Genomic DNA, 14,163 nt, shown 5'->3' on the forward strand with positions numbered 1-14,163 from the left:
GTCAGGTCTCCTGCTTGCGTAGCAGCAAGATCGCAGCGCCGACGATGACCGGCACGGCCACCAGCATGGGCCAGAACTCGGCCTGCAAATCCTGCAGGCCCAGCGCCTTGTTGAACACGCCCCGGCTGATGGTGAACATGTGGCTGGCCGGATAGGCCTCTCCGAACCAGCGCGCAAAGCCCGTCATGGACGACACGGGGTTGATGAGCCCCGCAAACTGCACGGCCGGAATAATCGTGCCCACCATGGCAAAGAACATCGCCGCAATCTGGCTGCGCGTGACGGTGGAGGCCAGGAGGCCCATGCCCGTGGAGCACAGGCTGAATACCACGGCGGCCAATGTCAACGTGGCAAAACTTCCCGTCATCGGCACGCCAAACACCGTCACGGCCGCCAGGCACATGAGGCCAAAGTTGAACAGCGCCAGCAGCACATAGGGCAGCTGCTTGCCCAGCATGAATTCGGTGCGCGTGGTGGGCGTCACATACAGGTTGATGATGGAGCCCAGCTCCTTCTCGCGCACCACGGCCAGGGCCGTGAGCATGGCGGGCAGCATGAGCAACAGCAGCGGGATCACGGCGGGCACCATGGACGGCAGGCTGCGCACGTCGGGGTTGTAGCGGTAGCGCGGCTCCACCTCCAGCAGGCCCCGGGGCACCACGCCCGTGCGGCTGCGGCTTTGCTCCACCAGCCACTGCTGGTGCAGGCCCTGGGCGTAGCCGATGACGGTTTCGGCGCGCTGGGGCATGGCCCCGTCCACCCAGGCACCGATCTGCACCGGCTGGCCGCGTGCCACGTCGCGCGCAAAGCCGGGCGGGATCTCCAGCGCCAGCGATATCTCGGCGGAGCGCATGCGCGCATCCAGCTCAGCGTAGGTGGTGATGGGCGGCTGCTCGGTGAAGTAGCGCGAGCCCGCCAGGTTCAGCGTGTAGGTGCGACTCAGCGCGGTCTGGTCCCGGTCCAGCACGGTAAAGCGCAGGTTCTCCACGTCCATGCTGATGCCGTAGCCCATCACGAACATCAGGATCAGCGAGCCCAGCAGCGCCATGGCACCACGCACCGGGTCGCGGCGCAGCTCCAGTGCCTCGCGCCACTGGGTGCTGTGGATGCGGGCCAGGCTTTGGCGCAGGCGGGTGGGCCAGGTGGGAGTGTTGGGCACGGACACCGGCGATAGCGCAGTCGTGCCCGAAGCCGCCGCGGACACAGGAGCCTGGGCCGTGCCCGCAGCATCTTCCAGGTAGCCGATGAAGGCTTCTTCCAGCGTGGCGGCACCGCGTTTGGCCACGATGTCCTGCGGCGCTGCGCTCTCCAGCACGCGCCCTGCGTGCATCAGCGAGATGCGGTCGCAGCGCTCGGCCTCGTTCATGAAATGAGTGGAGATGAAGATGGTGACCTTGTCGCGCCGCGCCAGCTCCACCATCAGGCGCCAGAAGTTGTCGCGCGCCATCGGGTCCACGCCCGAGGTGGGCTCGTCCAGAATCAGCAGCTCGGGCTGGTGCACCATGGCCACGGCCAGCGACAGGCGCTGGCGCATGCCCAGCGGCAGCTTCATGGGCAAGGAACTGCGCACGGCCTGCAGGTCAAAGCGCTCCAGCATCGCCGTGACGCGCGCGGGCACCTCGGCCTCGGGCACGTGGAACAGGCGGGCATGCAGTACCAGGTTCTGCTCCACCGACAGCTCGCTGTACAGCGAAAACACCTGCGACATGTAGCCCACGCGCCGCCGTGTGGCCATGTCCTTGGGGTCCACCGGCTGGCCAAACAGCCAGGCCTGCCCGTCGCTGGCGGGCAGCAGGCCGGTGAGCATCTTCATGGTGGTGGACTTGCCGCAGCCATTGCTGCCCAGAAAGCCAAAGATCTCGCCGCGTTGGATGCGAAAGCTCACATGGTCCACCGCCACAAAATCACCAAACCGCATGGTCAGGTCGCGCGCCTCGATGGCGACGTTGGTGGCGGCGTCTGCCTGCGACCGGTCCAGCGGCGGAATCTGCACCGCCTGGTGACCCCGGCGCTTGGCCTCGGGCAGCAGGGCCACAAAGGCCTGCTCCAGCGAATCGTGCCCGGTGCGGGCCATCAGCTCGACCGGGGTGCCGGTGGCCATAATGCGTCCCTCGTCCATCGCCACCAGCCATTCAAAGCGCTGGGCTTCCTCCATGTAGGCCGTGGCCACGATCACGCTCATGTCGGGCCGCGCGGCGCGGATGCGGCCGATCAAATCCCAGAACTGCGCGCGTGCCAGCGGGTCCACGCCGGTGGTGGGCTCGTCCAGGATGAGCAGGTCGGGGTCGTGGATGAGCGCGCAGCACAGCGCCAGCTTCTGCTTCATGCCGCCCGAAAGCTTGCCCGCAGGCCGCGCCAGAAACGGGTGCAGGCCGGTACTGCGTGTGAGTTCATCAATACGGCGGCGCCGCTCGGCCGCGTCGTGCCCGAACAGGCGGCCAAAGAACTGCAGGTTCTCTTCCACCGACAGCGTGGGGTACAGGTTCTTACCCAGGCCCTGCGGCATATAGGCGATGCGGGGGCACACGCGGCTGCGGTGGCGGCTTTTGGCCATGTCGCCGCCCAGCACCTCCACCGTGCCCTGCTGCACCGCGCGGGCGCCTGCCACCAGCGCCAGCAGGCTGGACTTGCCCACGCCGTCCGGCCCGATCAGGCCCACCATGCGGCCGGCAGCCACCTCCAGGTCGATGCCATCGAGCGCCACCGTGCGCCCGTAGCGCTGGCCCACGCCACGCAGGCGAGCCACGGGAGTCGCGCTGCCAGGCAGGCTCACTGGTCGGCCTTGACGGCGAGGTTGGCAGGCCATTCCACCGCAGGGTCCACCCGCAGCCAGGCCACGCCGGGCAGACCGGTCTTGACCTGCTCCTGGTGGCGCAGCAGCAGTGCCTTGTCGATCTGGGCCCGCACGCGGAACATGAGCTTCTGGCGCTCGCTGGCGGTCTCCACCGTCTTGGGCGTGAACTGAGCGGTGCTGGCCACAAACGACACGGTGGCCGGGATCACAAAGCCCGGCGCGGCATCGAGCACGATGCGCACATCGCTGCCCAGCGCCACACGGCCCGCCACGGTTTCCGGCAGAAAGAAGGTCATGTACACATCGGTCAGGTCCACCAGCTGCAGCACGCGCGCGCCTGCGCCCACCACCTCGCCGGGCTGCACCACGCGGAACTGCACCCGCCCGTCGCGCGGGGCCTTGAGCTCGCTGTCGGCCAGCTCCACATCGATGCGGGCCAGCGTGGCCTCCAGCGCGCGCACGTTGGCCTCGGCGCTGGTCACCTGCGTGCGCGACGCGCCTATGCCCGCCTGCGCAGCCTTGGCCTGGGCTTTGGCAGCCGTCACGGCGGCCTGCTGGCTGCGCACCTTGGCGCGGTCGTCGTCAAGCAACTGGCTGGAGAAAAAACCTTCGCGCGCCAGCTGCTCAGAGCGTGGCAGGCGGCGGCGGGCGGTGTCGAGGTCGCTCTCGCGCTGGGCCACGACCGCCAGTGCAGCCTGGTAGTCGCTTTCGCGCTGGGCCACCTGTACCTGCGCGCTGCTGATGGCCAGCTGCGCCTGCTGCAGCCGGGCCACGGCCTCTTCGCGCTGGGCTTGCAAGCCGTCGATCTGCATACGGGCCACGGGCTGCCCCGCCTTCACGAAATCGCCCTCGGCCACCAGGATGTCCTGCACCCGGCCCGCGAGCTTGGTGGCCACGGCGATCTCGGTGGCCTCGATGCGACCGTTGCCGCTCACAAAGCCCGGGCCTGGCCCCTTGGACTGCCAGGGCGCCCACAGCACGACCAATACGGTGCCCAGCAGCAACAGCGCTGCGACGGCCGCATAAATTTTCCACTTGCTGCCCATGGCTCTGATCCTCTTTGGTGCGGAGGCAGAGCGCATTGGCAGTCACATCAGCGAAGGCGCCTCACCTCAAAAAGTATCGTAAGCGCAGGGCCCTCATGGGCTGCGCGCGGTCGGCCGCCTCCCTTGACTTGCATCAATTTGACTGCAATTGCGTGGGTCTTACGGCTGCGCTGCGGAGCTGGTCCAGCAGCTTCAGACGAGCGCAGCTTTAGTCTTCAGCGCCGGAACTACCCGCGCCCGTAAAAGGCCGACAGATGGTTGGCCAGGTGCATGGCGTGCGCCTGCTCGTACTGCGCCCGGGTCAAGGCGCCATAGGCAAAGTGGGGCTGCAGTGCACCGGTGTGGAGGGCAAAGTCCTGCACCGCCTGGCGCAGGCGCGCCATGGCGGCCGATGGGTCCGTGGTCTGCGCATCGAGCGCCGGGGCTCCCGGAATGGGCTCGGCCAGGTTGTGACTCATGCGGCCCCGCAGAGTAAACACCTTGAAAGCGGCGGCCCCCAGGGTGTTCTGAAACAGCGCCGACTTGGGCGACGGAAAGCCTTGCAACGAGTATTCAATGCTCTGCGCGCAATGCACCAGCGTCTGCGCCCAGGTCCAGGCCGTGGCGGGTTCCAGCGCGTGGACAGAGGCAGCATTCAGTCGCTCGGCCTCGCCCATGGCATCGTGCAAGGTGGCGAAGACCAGTCGTCGGTCGTTGCCCGGTTGGTGCAGAAAATAGCCCGCAGCGCCAGCGGCTGCGAGCGCCGCCCCGGCCCCGGTGGCCAGAAACGCCCTGCGGCCGGACAGCGCTGGCGACGCAGAGGGCGCGGGCTGGGTACCAGCGGATTGGGGGGCTGCAGCGTGGGCGTCGCTGGGGGCGCCAGGAGGGGTGGGGACTGCCATGGGGTTGTCTGCTTGCATCACCGGGGGCGGGGTGAAAAAGGCGATTGTGACGGGCAACATCGACTTTGTGACCCATGCCGCCACCGCCAGGGTCGGGCAGCCGACACAGCCCGCCACGGCGCAAGGCAGCTCCTATGCCGCCAGGGTGGTCCGCGTGGCAGGCTGGTTGGTGGTGGTAGCCGGGGCCAGGGGTGCAGCAGGGACCACGGTCATCTCCACGCGGTTGCGCCCCCGTTCCTTGGCCAGGTACATGGCCTCATCCGCACGCTGCAGGGCCGTGCCTGCGGACTCGCTGCCCGCGCACACGGTGACGCCGACACTCACCGTGAGCGCGATGCTGCGCTGCTCGGTCACCACCGGGTGGGCCTCCACCATGGCGCGCAGCCGCTCGGCCACCGCCACGGCGCCACCTGCCCCCGCATTGGGCAAGAAGATGGCGAACTCTTCGCCCCCCAGTCGGCCCATCACGTCTTCCTTGCGCAGGCAGCGCTGGGCCAGCATCACAAAATGGCGCAGCACATCGTCACCCGCGCGGTGGCCCCAGCTGTCGTTGACCTTCTTGAAATGGTCCAGGTCCATCACCAGCACGGGTAACGTCGTCTGCGTGCGCTGGGCGTTGCTGATGGCTTTGTCCAGCAGGGTCAGAAACGCGCGGCGGTTGAACACATTGGTCAGCGGGTCCACCTCGGCCAGGTGGCGCAGTTCGTTGGTGATGAACTCATTGGTGAGCATGAGCGCACCAAACGCCACCAGCACCAGCGCCAGGGTGGACTCCAGCACCACAAACTGCGACAGCGCAGCCACCATGCCCGTCTCGGGCTGCGCCCCATCGGCGGGCGCGGCCAGCTTGAACAGCAAAGGCCGCACCAGCAAGAACGCTCCATGCACGCCCACCGTGGCCGCAAACAGGTACCGTGCGGGCACCTTGTGAAAGCCGCCACGGGCCAGCGTGTGCGCGGCCGCAATGAACAACACCCCTGGCACCAGCCCCGTCAGCGCGATGCGTACCTGCACATTCGGCTTCACCAGGGTAAAAAACAAGGCAGTACCCAGCAGAAGCGCCAAGGCCAGTGCGGCAACACCGTGCCCCAAGGGCGCCCGTCCCATGTACTCGCGTGCGCCCAGCAGGCATAGGTATGCAGCCAACGCTACGGAAGACTGCGCCAGCACTACAGACAACGGCAGCGGCACATGGTCGCGCAGCAGCAGGTTGATGCAGAAGACGGTGGCGCAAAACAGTGCCTGCGCCCAGAAGCGAAGCCCGGGAATGCGTCTGTTGAAGAGCCACACCGCGGACAAAACGCCAGTGACCAGCGCTGCAAGAATGGCCGCGACGATAAGGAGGGTGGGGCTGTGCACAGAGGGTACAGACAGGCGATGGCAATGAGGCTCACAACGCGACGCCATCGCCCAACGCCCGGCTGCTAAGGCTTGAAGGCTATGCGATGACTGTCAACGTTAACAATGGTAACCGAGAGCCTTGACTGCCCCGCGACTCTTTTGCGGGCATCCATGCAGTGCTTGAGCTAGTGCCTGGAGCCTCTCAGGCCGCCCCCTCGCTCGGCCTATGGGCGCGCCTGTCAGCCCACCACGTGGCATTCGCGCCGCAGGAGCGCCAGTGCGTCGTGCATCTGGTAGTCACGGTCGCTGGTCAGCGTGGCCTGCGCGTCTTGCACAAAACCGGACCACAGGGCCAGGTAGTCTTGCTGGAAGGCGGCCGCCGCATGGGTGCGGATGAAGTCGGTCGCCAGCTCGGGCTGCAGGCCGGACTTGCGGATCTTGCGCACCAGGCTGGCGGCGGTTTTCTCGGTGAGCAGCGTCTTCTTGGGCGCACCGGCGGCCAGGCACAGAAACAGCGTGAGCAGGGAGTGCTCGTCCTCGTTGCCTGCGGTCGCCTTCGTCCAGGTCTTGCTGGCGGGCTGCGGAGGCTCGTCGTCTTCCTCCAGAGCGTCCAGGCTGCGGTGAAAGCTGTCCACTTCGGCCAGCGGGTCGTCCAGCAGGAAGTACCGCGCCCGAAAGGCGCCCATGGGGCGCAACAGGGTGCGCAGGGGCGCAGTGGACTGCAGCAGCTTGGGCAAGTCCGCCAGCACAGCAGCGCATTGGGCCTGTAGCACATCGCGCAGCTCTGCGGGCACACCAGCGGGCAAGCGCAGCGCCGTCGGCACAGTTGCCTTCTTTTTGCGCAGTGCCGTCACCAGCTTTTCAAACGCCGGGGCGCTGGGCCACTCACCCGCCGCCATGGCCTGGGGGTTCAGCGCCTGCATCAGCAGCCCTGTGCGGATCACCGCCTCGGCATCGGCACCAGCAGTTTCCAGCTCGTCGGTGTCCAGGTCGTATTGCGCGGCCAGCCATTCGGCGGCGGCGATGGCCTGGGCGATCTGGCTGCGGCGGGCCAGCTCCGCGCGGTATTCGGCATGGCTGCGCAGCGACCAGGCAGCCAGCAGCGGGGTTTCGGCATCGGCATAACCGGCCATGCCAAAGTTGCTGCTCTCGGGCATGGCGATCAGCCGCTTGAGCATGTCCGACCCGCCCTTGGAGCGCGACAAAAAGGAGTTGTCGCGCAACGAGACCGCTGCCTTGGCCAGGTCACCGTCGGTGGTCTCCAGCAGGTACAGGCTGATCAGGTTGACCATACGGTCCCGCGCTTTTTCCAGCTCGGGCCGCAGGAACTCACTGCCAAAGTAGCGCGCAATCTGCACCATGCCCTTGGGCGCATCGGTATGGATGGCCGCCAGCCGGTCGGCATCAATGATGCCGTGCTGCACGCCGTAGACCAGCGCCTTTTCAAAGAAAGGACGGGCGTCGTGCAGTTGCAGTGCCGAGCTTTGGGACATCATCAAATCGCGGATTCTTCGTCAGAGGCGCGGGCAGCGGGTGTGGCCTTGCCCCGGTCTGTCTCGCTGGTCTCGAACTTGCCGTCGTCTTCCTCGGCGGGAGTCTCGTCACCCTCTTCCAGGCCCAGGTCAAACGCACGGGCCTTGGCGCGCAGCACCAGCAGCATTTCAATGAACAGGTCGCGGCACTCGTAGCGCAGCAGCCAGGCCATCTGCATCCAGTCGCGGTCGGCCACCTCGTCCAGGTCCACGCGCGGCTGCACATAGCCCGAGGCCAGTAGCTCGTCGTCGCTCAGCGTGACACCGTAGTCTTCTGTCGCGTCAAACGTGCCGGTGCGGGCAAAGGCTTCGATGCGGCTCCACTTTTCCGCAAAGTAGTTGGCCAGGGCCTCGGCGCCGCCTTCCAGGTCGCCAATGGCGGTGAGGAATTCCACCGGGTCGGCATCGTCGCGGAAGACCACGGCGTTGACCATGTTGCGCAGGTGGGTGTGGGTGAGGTCTTTGTACTGCTTTTCCAGCACCATGGCGCGGGCAAACTGCTCGGGCGTGACCAGCATGTTGACCACGGACGCCTTGGAGTCGTCGTACTCACGCATCACGGCCAGGATGTCCTTGGGCGCGAGCTGGTCCAGCACCACCATCAGGGCGTTGTCACCCTCGGCATCTGCCAGCTCGGCCAGCGCGGATTCGGCGCCCACGATGTCACCGGCTGCGATGAGGCTGGTGGTTTTGGTGATCAGGGCCAGGTGTTGGTTGCTGCTGCTCATGGTCGTCATTCCTTGCGCTCAAAGCCCACGTCGGCCAGCCAGTTGGCGCTGGCCTCTTCGCGCGTGCGGCTGTTGTGTGGGTCCACCGCGTCGTCGGCACTCAGGGCGCTGTAATCGTCGTCGTGCTCGGCGGCGTCTTCGCTGTCCTCTTCGGCATCGCTGTCCCCATGGGCAGCGGCAGCGGGGGCCATGTGGGCGTGCTGCTGCAGGTATTCCAGGCCAGCAGCCACGGTCAGAAAGCGTGCGCCCTGGGGCTCGCGCAGCACCGTCTGCGCCAGGCTCTGCGCCCAGGGCTCCAGCGCCACGGCGTGGCCCAGGCTGTGCCAGTCGGGCAACTCATTCACGGGCAAGCTCAGCAGATGCTCCAGCGCCGCCGGTTGGGTGAAGCGAAAGCCCCGGTGGAACACCACGACCACCATTTCGGGGGCCAGTTCCATCATCTGCACCAGAAACGCCATCTCGTTGCGCTTTTCAGCCAGGCGCTTACGCAGCACGTCGTTGCCTTCGGAGTCCGACACCAGGTCGTCCAGCTCGGCCTGGTAGGCGGAGCGCAGGTCATAAAAATAGGGAGAAAGTTTCACAGGGCAGAAGGATGAGAAAGAATGCGCGCGCTGTAGGCCTGCCAGATCTCCTGGGCGGTCTGCAGCGGGTCGTCCAGCAGGTTGCGGCGGCGGTTGTCGTCGTAGGCCTGGCGGGCGTCGTCGTCCGACAGCACCTCGTAGGCCTTTTGCACTTCGGCAAAGCGTTGGGCCGCGTCGGGCGCGGTGTTGCGGTCGGGGTGGTAGAACGAGGCCTTCTGGCGAAAGGCCTTCTTGATGTCCACCAGCGACGCGTTGGCCGCCAGCCCGAGGGCTGCGTAGTGGTCAGCAGTCATGAAGCAATGGATGGGTCCGTCAAAGCAAAGGGTGGCCAGCCAAAGAAGGGCATGGGCGGAGTGCTGCGCGGCACCGTATCCAGTACCTGCGCCAGCGCCAGCCCGCTGTCATCAGCCACCCAGGCTCACAAACACGTTCTGCACGTCGTCGTTCGAATCGATGGCTGCCAGGAAGTTCTCCACCTCCTCCAGCTGTTCGGCCGTGAGGTTAGCGGGGTTCACCGGGTTCTTGGGCTTGTAGCCCAGCTTGGCAGTCAGCACCGTGAAGCCGTGGGCTGGCAGCGCGCGGCTGACCAGATCCAGGTCGGTAGGGTCCGTCCAGAAGACGGTGGTGCCTTCTTCGTCGCCGGCTTCAAAGTCCTGCGCACCGGCTTCGATGGCGGCCAGCTCGGGGTCGGCATCGGCGTTGGCACGCTCGGCTTCGATGATGCCCACGTGGTTGAAGTCCCACGCCACCGAGCCGGATGTGCCCAACTGGCCCTTGCGAAATAGCACACGCATTTCAGGCGCGGTGCGGTTCACGTTGTCGGTCAGGCATTCGACCATCACGGCCACCTGGTGGGGGGCAAAGCCTTCGTAGATCACGCGTTCGTAGCTGACGGCGTCGGCGCCCGTGCCGGAGCCCTTCTTGATGGCGCGCTCCAGCGTGTCCTTGGGCATTGATGCCTTGCGGGCCTGCTCGACCACGAGGCGCAGGCGCGAGTTGCTGGCCGGGTCGGCGCCGCCGCGTGCGGCCACGGTGATTTCCTTGACCAGCTTGCCAAACAGCTTGCCCTTGGCATCAGCCACCAGAGCCTTGCCTTTTGCTTTCCACTGCGCGCCCATGGGGGTTACCTTTGTGTGTGGGTTGGGGGGTATTTGCCGTGGGTCGCCCCGCGCGGCAAAAACCCTATAGTTTACCCGGCGCCCCAGAATCACCTCAGGCACACAACCCTGGCGCTGTCGTGACGGCGCCAAACCCGCTGCCAACGGCCCCGCCCTGCCCTCAGCAGCGTGTAATCTCGGCCAAACACCCACCCTCCCCTCAGCGCCCCCTATCCCATGCTCAACACCCTGTGGCTCGGCTTCTTCCTGACAGCGGCGGTGGCTGCGCTGGCCCAGTGGCTGGTGGGCGGCAATGCCGACATCTTCTCGGCCATGGTGCAGGCCCTGTTCCAGATGGCCAAGCTCTCGGTCGAGGTGATGGTGCTGCTGTTTGGCACGCTCACGCTGTGGCTGGGGTTCTTGCGCATTGCCGAGAAGGCGGGCCTGGTGGACGCGCTGGCGCGCTGGCTGGCGCCGCTGTTTGCCAGGCTCATGCCTGAGGTGCCGCGCGGCCACCCTTCGCTGGGGCTGATCACGCTGAACTTTGCGGCCAACGCGCTGGGGCTGGACAACGCGGCCACGCCCATGGGGCTGAAGGCCATGAAGTCGCTGCAGGAGCTGAACCCGCAGCCCGACACCGCCACCAACGCGCAGATCCTGTTTCTGGTGCTCAATGCCTCGTCCCTCACGCTGCTGCCGGTCACCATCTTCATGTACCGCATGCAGCAGGGCGCGCCCGACCCAACGCTGGTCTTTTTGCCCATCCTGCTGGCGACCTCCGCGTCCACCCTGGTGGGCCTGCTGAGCGTGGCCGTGGTGCAGCGCCTGCCGCTGTGGAGCCCCGTGGTGCTGGCCTACCTGCTGCCGGTGGCGCTGGTGCTGGGCGGCTTTATGGCGCTGCTGACCACGCTCAGCGCTGCGGCGCTGGCCTCGCTGTCGTCGCTGCTGGGCAACCTCACGCTGTTCGCGCTGGTGGTGCTGTTTGTGGCCTTGGGCGCATGGCGCAAGGTGCCAGTGTATGAGGCGTTCATCGAGGGCGCGCGCGAAGGCTTTGACGTGGCCAAAGGCCTGCTGCCCTACCTGGTGGCCATGCTGTGCGCGGTGGGCGTGTTCCGCGCCTCGGGGGCGCTGGGCTATGTGCTGGACGGCATCCGCTGGTGCGTGACCACGCTGGGCGCTGATGCCCGGTTTGTGGACGCTTTGCCTACCGCTCTGGTCAAGCCGTTCTCGGGCAGCGCGGCGCGCGCCATGCTCATCGAGACCATGCAGACCCAGGGCGTGGACAGCTTTGCCGCCCTGGCCGCCGCCACCATCCAGGGCAGCACCGAAACCACCTTTTACGTGCTGGCGGTGTACTTTGGCGCAGTGGGCATCCAGCGCGCGCGGCACGCCGTGGGCTGCGCGCTGCTGGCTGAGCTGGCGGGCGTGGTGGCTGCCATTGTTGTGTGCTACCGGTTTTTTGGGTAATTTTGGCTGGTAGCGCTAGTGCTATATGCCCAAGCAGCTATCAATTAGATAGCAAACAGGATATCAACCGCCAGCCGGCCCCGGAGCAGCCACCAGCTCCCACTCGGCCAGTTGCTCGTTGGTGGCGATCAGCCGCCCGACCAGCAGCTTGATGAAGGCCTTGTCAAAGCGCGACTGCAGATCCTCCGACGCCTCGCGCAGCGCGGGGTTGCGCACCTTGAGCACCAGCACCTCGGTTTCGGCCACGGCGGTGGCGGTGCGGATGCGGTTGTCGGGGCGCAGGTAGGTCATCTCGCCTAGGGTCACGCCGGGGCCCAAGGTGCTGAGGTTCCAGCCCTGGCGGCTGACGGCCACCTGGCCTTCGATGAGGATACAGAACGAGTCACCCGGCGTGTTCTCGCGCATCAGCACGGTGCCCTGCTCCAGCCGGCGCCAGCTGCCCAGGCGCATCAGCTCCCACAGGGCCACGTCGTGAAAGTCGGCAAAAAACGGCAGTGCTCGCAGGCGCGCAAAGCGCTCGGCCTCGGTGTCTTGCGACTTCTGGCGGGGCAGGCCCCGGTGCGCGGCCAGCAGCGCCTGGGCAAAGTCGGCCCAGGTGGCAAAGCGGTCGGCGGGCTGCTTGGCCAGCGCACGCAGCAGCACCTCGTCCACATGCGCTGGCAGCGACGCGCGCAGCAGGCTGGGCCGCGTGGGCGTCTCGTTGCTGATCTTGTAGAGCGTGGCGAAGTCGGTATCGCCATCAAATGGGCGCCGGCCGGTGAGCAGCTCGTACACCACCACGGCCAGCGAGAACATGTCGCTGTGGTGGGTGAGGTCCTGCTCGCGCACCTGCTCGGGCGACATGTACGACGGCGACCCCACCAGGCCGGACAGCTGGGTGGCATCGCTGCGCAGCGACAGGGCCGCGCCAAAGTCGGTCAGCTTCACATCGCCGCCGCGCGCCAGCATGAGGTTGGCGGGCTTGATGTCGCGGTGCACCAAGCCTTCGCGGTAAGCGTATTCGAGCGCGTTGCAGCACTTGAAGGCAATGTCCAGCACCTGGGGCACAGGCAGCAGGGTGTCCGGCGTCGCAAAGTCGGACAGTGGCTGGCCGTCCACGTATTCGAGCACCAGGTACGGCGGCAGCGCCTCTTCGTCCGCGTCCAGCAGGCGCACGATGTTGGGGTGGCGCAGGCGGCCCGACAGCGCGGCCTCGTTGCGCAGCAGCTTGCGGTAGCGCTCGGCCTGCTCGGGCACCTTCAGCAGGTGCGTGTGGGTCTGCTTGATGGCCACCTTGCGGCCCCGGAAGCCGTCCAGCCCCAGGTACACAATGCCGCTGGCGCCCCGCCCCAGTTCACGCTCGATGCGGTACTTGCCGATGTTGGCGGGCGGTGCAGAGGTGGCAGTGGCCATGGCGGGGCTCCCGGTCAGGGTGGGCAGTTCAGGTGGGGTCAGGCTCCGGCCAGCGCCTGCTCAAAGTCGGCCAGCAGGTCTTCCACCTCTTCCAGGCCCACCGACAGGCGGATCATGCTGTCGGCAATGCCCATGGTGGCGCGCACCGCGGGGCCGGCCTCCCAGAAAATGGTGTGCGCCACCGGGATGATCAGCGTGCGCGTGTCGGCCAGCCCCGTGGCCTTGATGGGCAACTGCAGGCGGTTGCACACGGGCAGGCACTGGTCGGGGTTGCGCAGCTCGAACGACAGCAGCCACGAGCCCGCCTTGAGGTGCTTGCGCGCAAAGGCGTGCTGCGGGTGCGAGGGCAGCATGGGGTACAGCACGCGCGAGACGGCCGGGTGTGCTTCCAGCCACTGGGCCAGCGCCAAGGCGGTGGCGCTGGTGCGGTCCATGCGCAGCGACAGGGTCTCCGCGCCCAGGGCCAGCTGGTGGGCGGCGTGGGACGACAGCGTGCCGCCCATGTCGCGCAGGCCCTTCTTTCGGATCTGTTGCAGCCCCCAGCCCTTGGCGTTGCCCGTGCGGTAGGCCGCAAAGATGTTGGGGTAGCCCGACCAGTCGTACAGGCCAGTGTCGGTGACGGCGCCGCCCAGCGCATCGCCCTGCCCGCCAATGCTCTTGGTGAGGGAATTGACCACAAGGCCTGCCCCCACCGTAGCGGCACGGAACAGGTAGGGCGATGCCACCGTGTTGTCCACCACGTACAGCACGCCCCGCTGCTGGCACAGCACGCCAATGCCTTCCAGGTCGGGGATCTGCGTGCCGGGGTTGGCAATGGTTTCGACAAACACCATGCGGGTGTTGGGGCGCAGCGCGGCAGCCACATTGGCCGCGTCGGTCACGTCCACCGTGGTCACTTCAATGCCCAGGTCGGCCAGAGTGCCAAACACGCTGTTGGTGTTGCCAAACACAAACTGGCTGGCCACCAGATGGTCGCCCGCCTTGAGCAGCGTGAGGAACAGCGCGCAGATGCCCGCCATGCCGGTGGAGAACACGATGGAGCCGTGCCCGCGCTCCATCTGCGTGATCTTGGCCTCCAGCGCCGCCGTGGTGGGCGTGCCCTGGCGAGCGTAGTTGAAGCCGCCCTTGGCCGTGCCCTGGAAGACGGCGATCAGGTCCTCGACCTTCTCGTAGCCGTACTGCACCGAGGTGTGGATGGGCTTGTGGATGGCCCCGTGCTCGGCGCCGCCCAGGCGGTCGGCGTGCACGATCTGGGTGGTGAAACTGTGGTTCTGCGGTGTCGTCATAAAAATCTGCGGCAATTT

At 66.8% G+C, this 14,163-nt stretch carries 12 protein-coding genes; 1 reads left to right on the top strand and 11 read right to left on the bottom strand.

Annotation, left to right across the window (positions count from 1 at the left end; all coding sequences use genetic code 11):
* Position 1: 1 nt before the first annotated feature.
* The 9 genes from rbbA to DNK89_RS02915 form a co-directional block, all read right to left on the bottom strand.
* Entirely contained in the window at positions 2-2,806 is a 2,805-nt protein-coding gene (rbbA, locus tag DNK89_RS02875; RefSeq protein ID WP_110958811.1) for a ribosome-associated ATPase/putative transporter RbbA, read from the bottom strand.
* Positions 2,770-3,840 carry an HlyD family secretion protein gene (locus DNK89_RS02880; RefSeq protein WP_110958812.1) on the bottom strand — a complete coding sequence of 357 codons (1,071 nt, stop codon included), beginning with the start codon at positions 3,838-3,840 and terminating at the stop codon, positions 2,770-2,772. Before DNK89_RS02880 ends, rbbA begins: the two co-directional genes overlap by 37 nt.
* Positions 3,841-4,067: 227 nt before the next feature.
* Positions 4,068-4,721 (bottom strand): DUF1569 domain-containing protein, encoded by a 654-nt coding sequence (locus DNK89_RS02885; RefSeq protein ID WP_238990672.1) that lies wholly within the window; start codon positions 4,719-4,721, stop codon positions 4,068-4,070.
* A gap of 132 nt (positions 4,722-4,853) precedes the next feature.
* The gene (locus DNK89_RS02890) at positions 4,854-6,080 is read right to left on the bottom strand and encodes a GGDEF domain-containing protein (RefSeq protein ID WP_238990673.1); all 1,227 of its coding nucleotides are present in this window, start codon (positions 6,078-6,080) and stop codon (positions 4,854-4,856) included.
* A 221-nt stretch (positions 6,081-6,301) separates the two neighbouring features.
* The gene (locus DNK89_RS02895) at positions 6,302-7,558 is read right to left on the bottom strand and encodes a hypothetical protein (RefSeq protein ID WP_110958815.1); all 1,257 of its coding nucleotides are present in this window, start codon (positions 7,556-7,558) and stop codon (positions 6,302-6,304) included.
* Entirely contained in the window at positions 7,558-8,322 is a 765-nt protein-coding gene (locus DNK89_RS02900) for a hypothetical protein (protein WP_110959170.1), read from the bottom strand. The genes DNK89_RS02895 and DNK89_RS02900 overlap by 1 nt, the downstream gene beginning before the upstream one ends.
* 5 nt (positions 8,323-8,327) lie before the next feature.
* Positions 8,328-8,903 carry a hypothetical protein gene (locus tag DNK89_RS02905; RefSeq protein WP_110958816.1) on the bottom strand — a complete coding sequence of 192 codons (576 nt, stop codon included), beginning with the start codon at positions 8,901-8,903 and terminating at the stop codon, positions 8,328-8,330.
* Positions 8,900-9,196 carry a DnaJ domain-containing protein gene (locus DNK89_RS02910; RefSeq protein WP_110958817.1) on the bottom strand — a complete coding sequence of 99 codons (297 nt, stop codon included), beginning with the start codon at positions 9,194-9,196 and terminating at the stop codon, positions 8,900-8,902. The genes DNK89_RS02905 and DNK89_RS02910 overlap by 4 nt, the downstream gene beginning before the upstream one ends.
* A 111-nt stretch (positions 9,197-9,307) precedes the next feature.
* Positions 9,308-10,021, bottom strand: coding sequence for a YebC/PmpR family DNA-binding transcriptional regulator (locus DNK89_RS02915; protein WP_060984321.1), 714 nt, complete (start codon positions 10,019-10,021; stop codon positions 9,308-9,310).
* Between the two features lie 216 nt (positions 10,022-10,237).
* Between DNK89_RS02915 and DNK89_RS02920 the strand changes: the two genes are divergently transcribed.
* Positions 10,238-11,467: a nucleoside recognition domain-containing protein gene (locus tag DNK89_RS02920; RefSeq protein ID WP_110958818.1), complete on the top strand. Its 1,230-nt coding sequence runs from the start codon at positions 10,238-10,240 to the stop codon at positions 11,465-11,467.
* Between the two features lie 63 nt (positions 11,468-11,530).
* On the opposite strand, the gene DNK89_RS02925 is transcribed toward DNK89_RS02920, so the two are convergent.
* On the bottom strand, positions 11,531-12,859 hold the full coding sequence (locus DNK89_RS02925; protein ID WP_110958819.1) for a protein kinase: 1,329 nt from the start codon (positions 12,857-12,859) through the stop codon (positions 11,531-11,533).
* A gap of 38 nt (positions 12,860-12,897) precedes the next feature.
* Entirely contained in the window at positions 12,898-14,145 is a 1,248-nt protein-coding gene (locus DNK89_RS02930) for a cystathionine gamma-synthase family protein (protein ID WP_110958820.1), read from the bottom strand.
* Between the last annotated feature and the right edge of the window lie 18 nt (positions 14,146-14,163).

Origin of the sequence: Acidovorax sp. ST3 (genome assembly GCF_003231145.1) — a bacterium.
Lineage (GTDB): Bacteria > Pseudomonadota > Gammaproteobacteria > Burkholderiales > Burkholderiaceae_C > Acidovorax.

Coding starts and splice junctions, on each gene's coding strand:
- rbbA (WP_110958811.1), bottom strand. CDS start 2,806: ATGGCCTGCCAACCTCGCCGTCAAGGCCGACCAGTGAGCCTGCCTGGC.
- DNK89_RS02880 (WP_110958812.1), bottom strand. CDS start 3,840: ATGGGCAGCAAGTGGAAAATTTATGCGGCCGTCGCAGCGCTGTTGCTG.
- DNK89_RS02885 (WP_238990672.1), bottom strand. CDS start 4,721: ATGGCAGTCCCCACCCCTCCTGGCGCCCCCAGCGACGCCCACGCTGCA.
- DNK89_RS02895 (WP_110958815.1), bottom strand. CDS start 7,558: ATGATGTCCCAAAGCTCGGCACTGCAACTGCACGACGCCCGTCCTTTC.
- DNK89_RS02900 (WP_110959170.1), bottom strand. CDS start 8,322: ATGAGCAGCAGCAACCAACACCTGGCCCTGATCACCAAAACCACCAGC.
- DNK89_RS02910 (WP_110958817.1), bottom strand. CDS start 9,196: ATGACTGCTGACCACTACGCAGCCCTCGGGCTGGCGGCCAACGCGTCG.
- DNK89_RS02915 (WP_060984321.1), bottom strand. CDS start 10,021: ATGGGCGCGCAGTGGAAAGCAAAAGGCAAGGCTCTGGTGGCTGATGCC.
- DNK89_RS02920 (WP_110958818.1), top strand. CDS start 10,238: ATGCTCAACACCCTGTGGCTCGGCTTCTTCCTGACAGCGGCGGTGGCT.
- DNK89_RS02925 (WP_110958819.1), bottom strand. CDS start 12,859: ATGGCCACTGCCACCTCTGCACCGCCCGCCAACATCGGCAAGTACCGC.
- DNK89_RS02930 (WP_110958820.1), bottom strand. CDS start 14,145: ATGACGACACCGCAGAACCACAGTTTCACCACCCAGATCGTGCACGCC.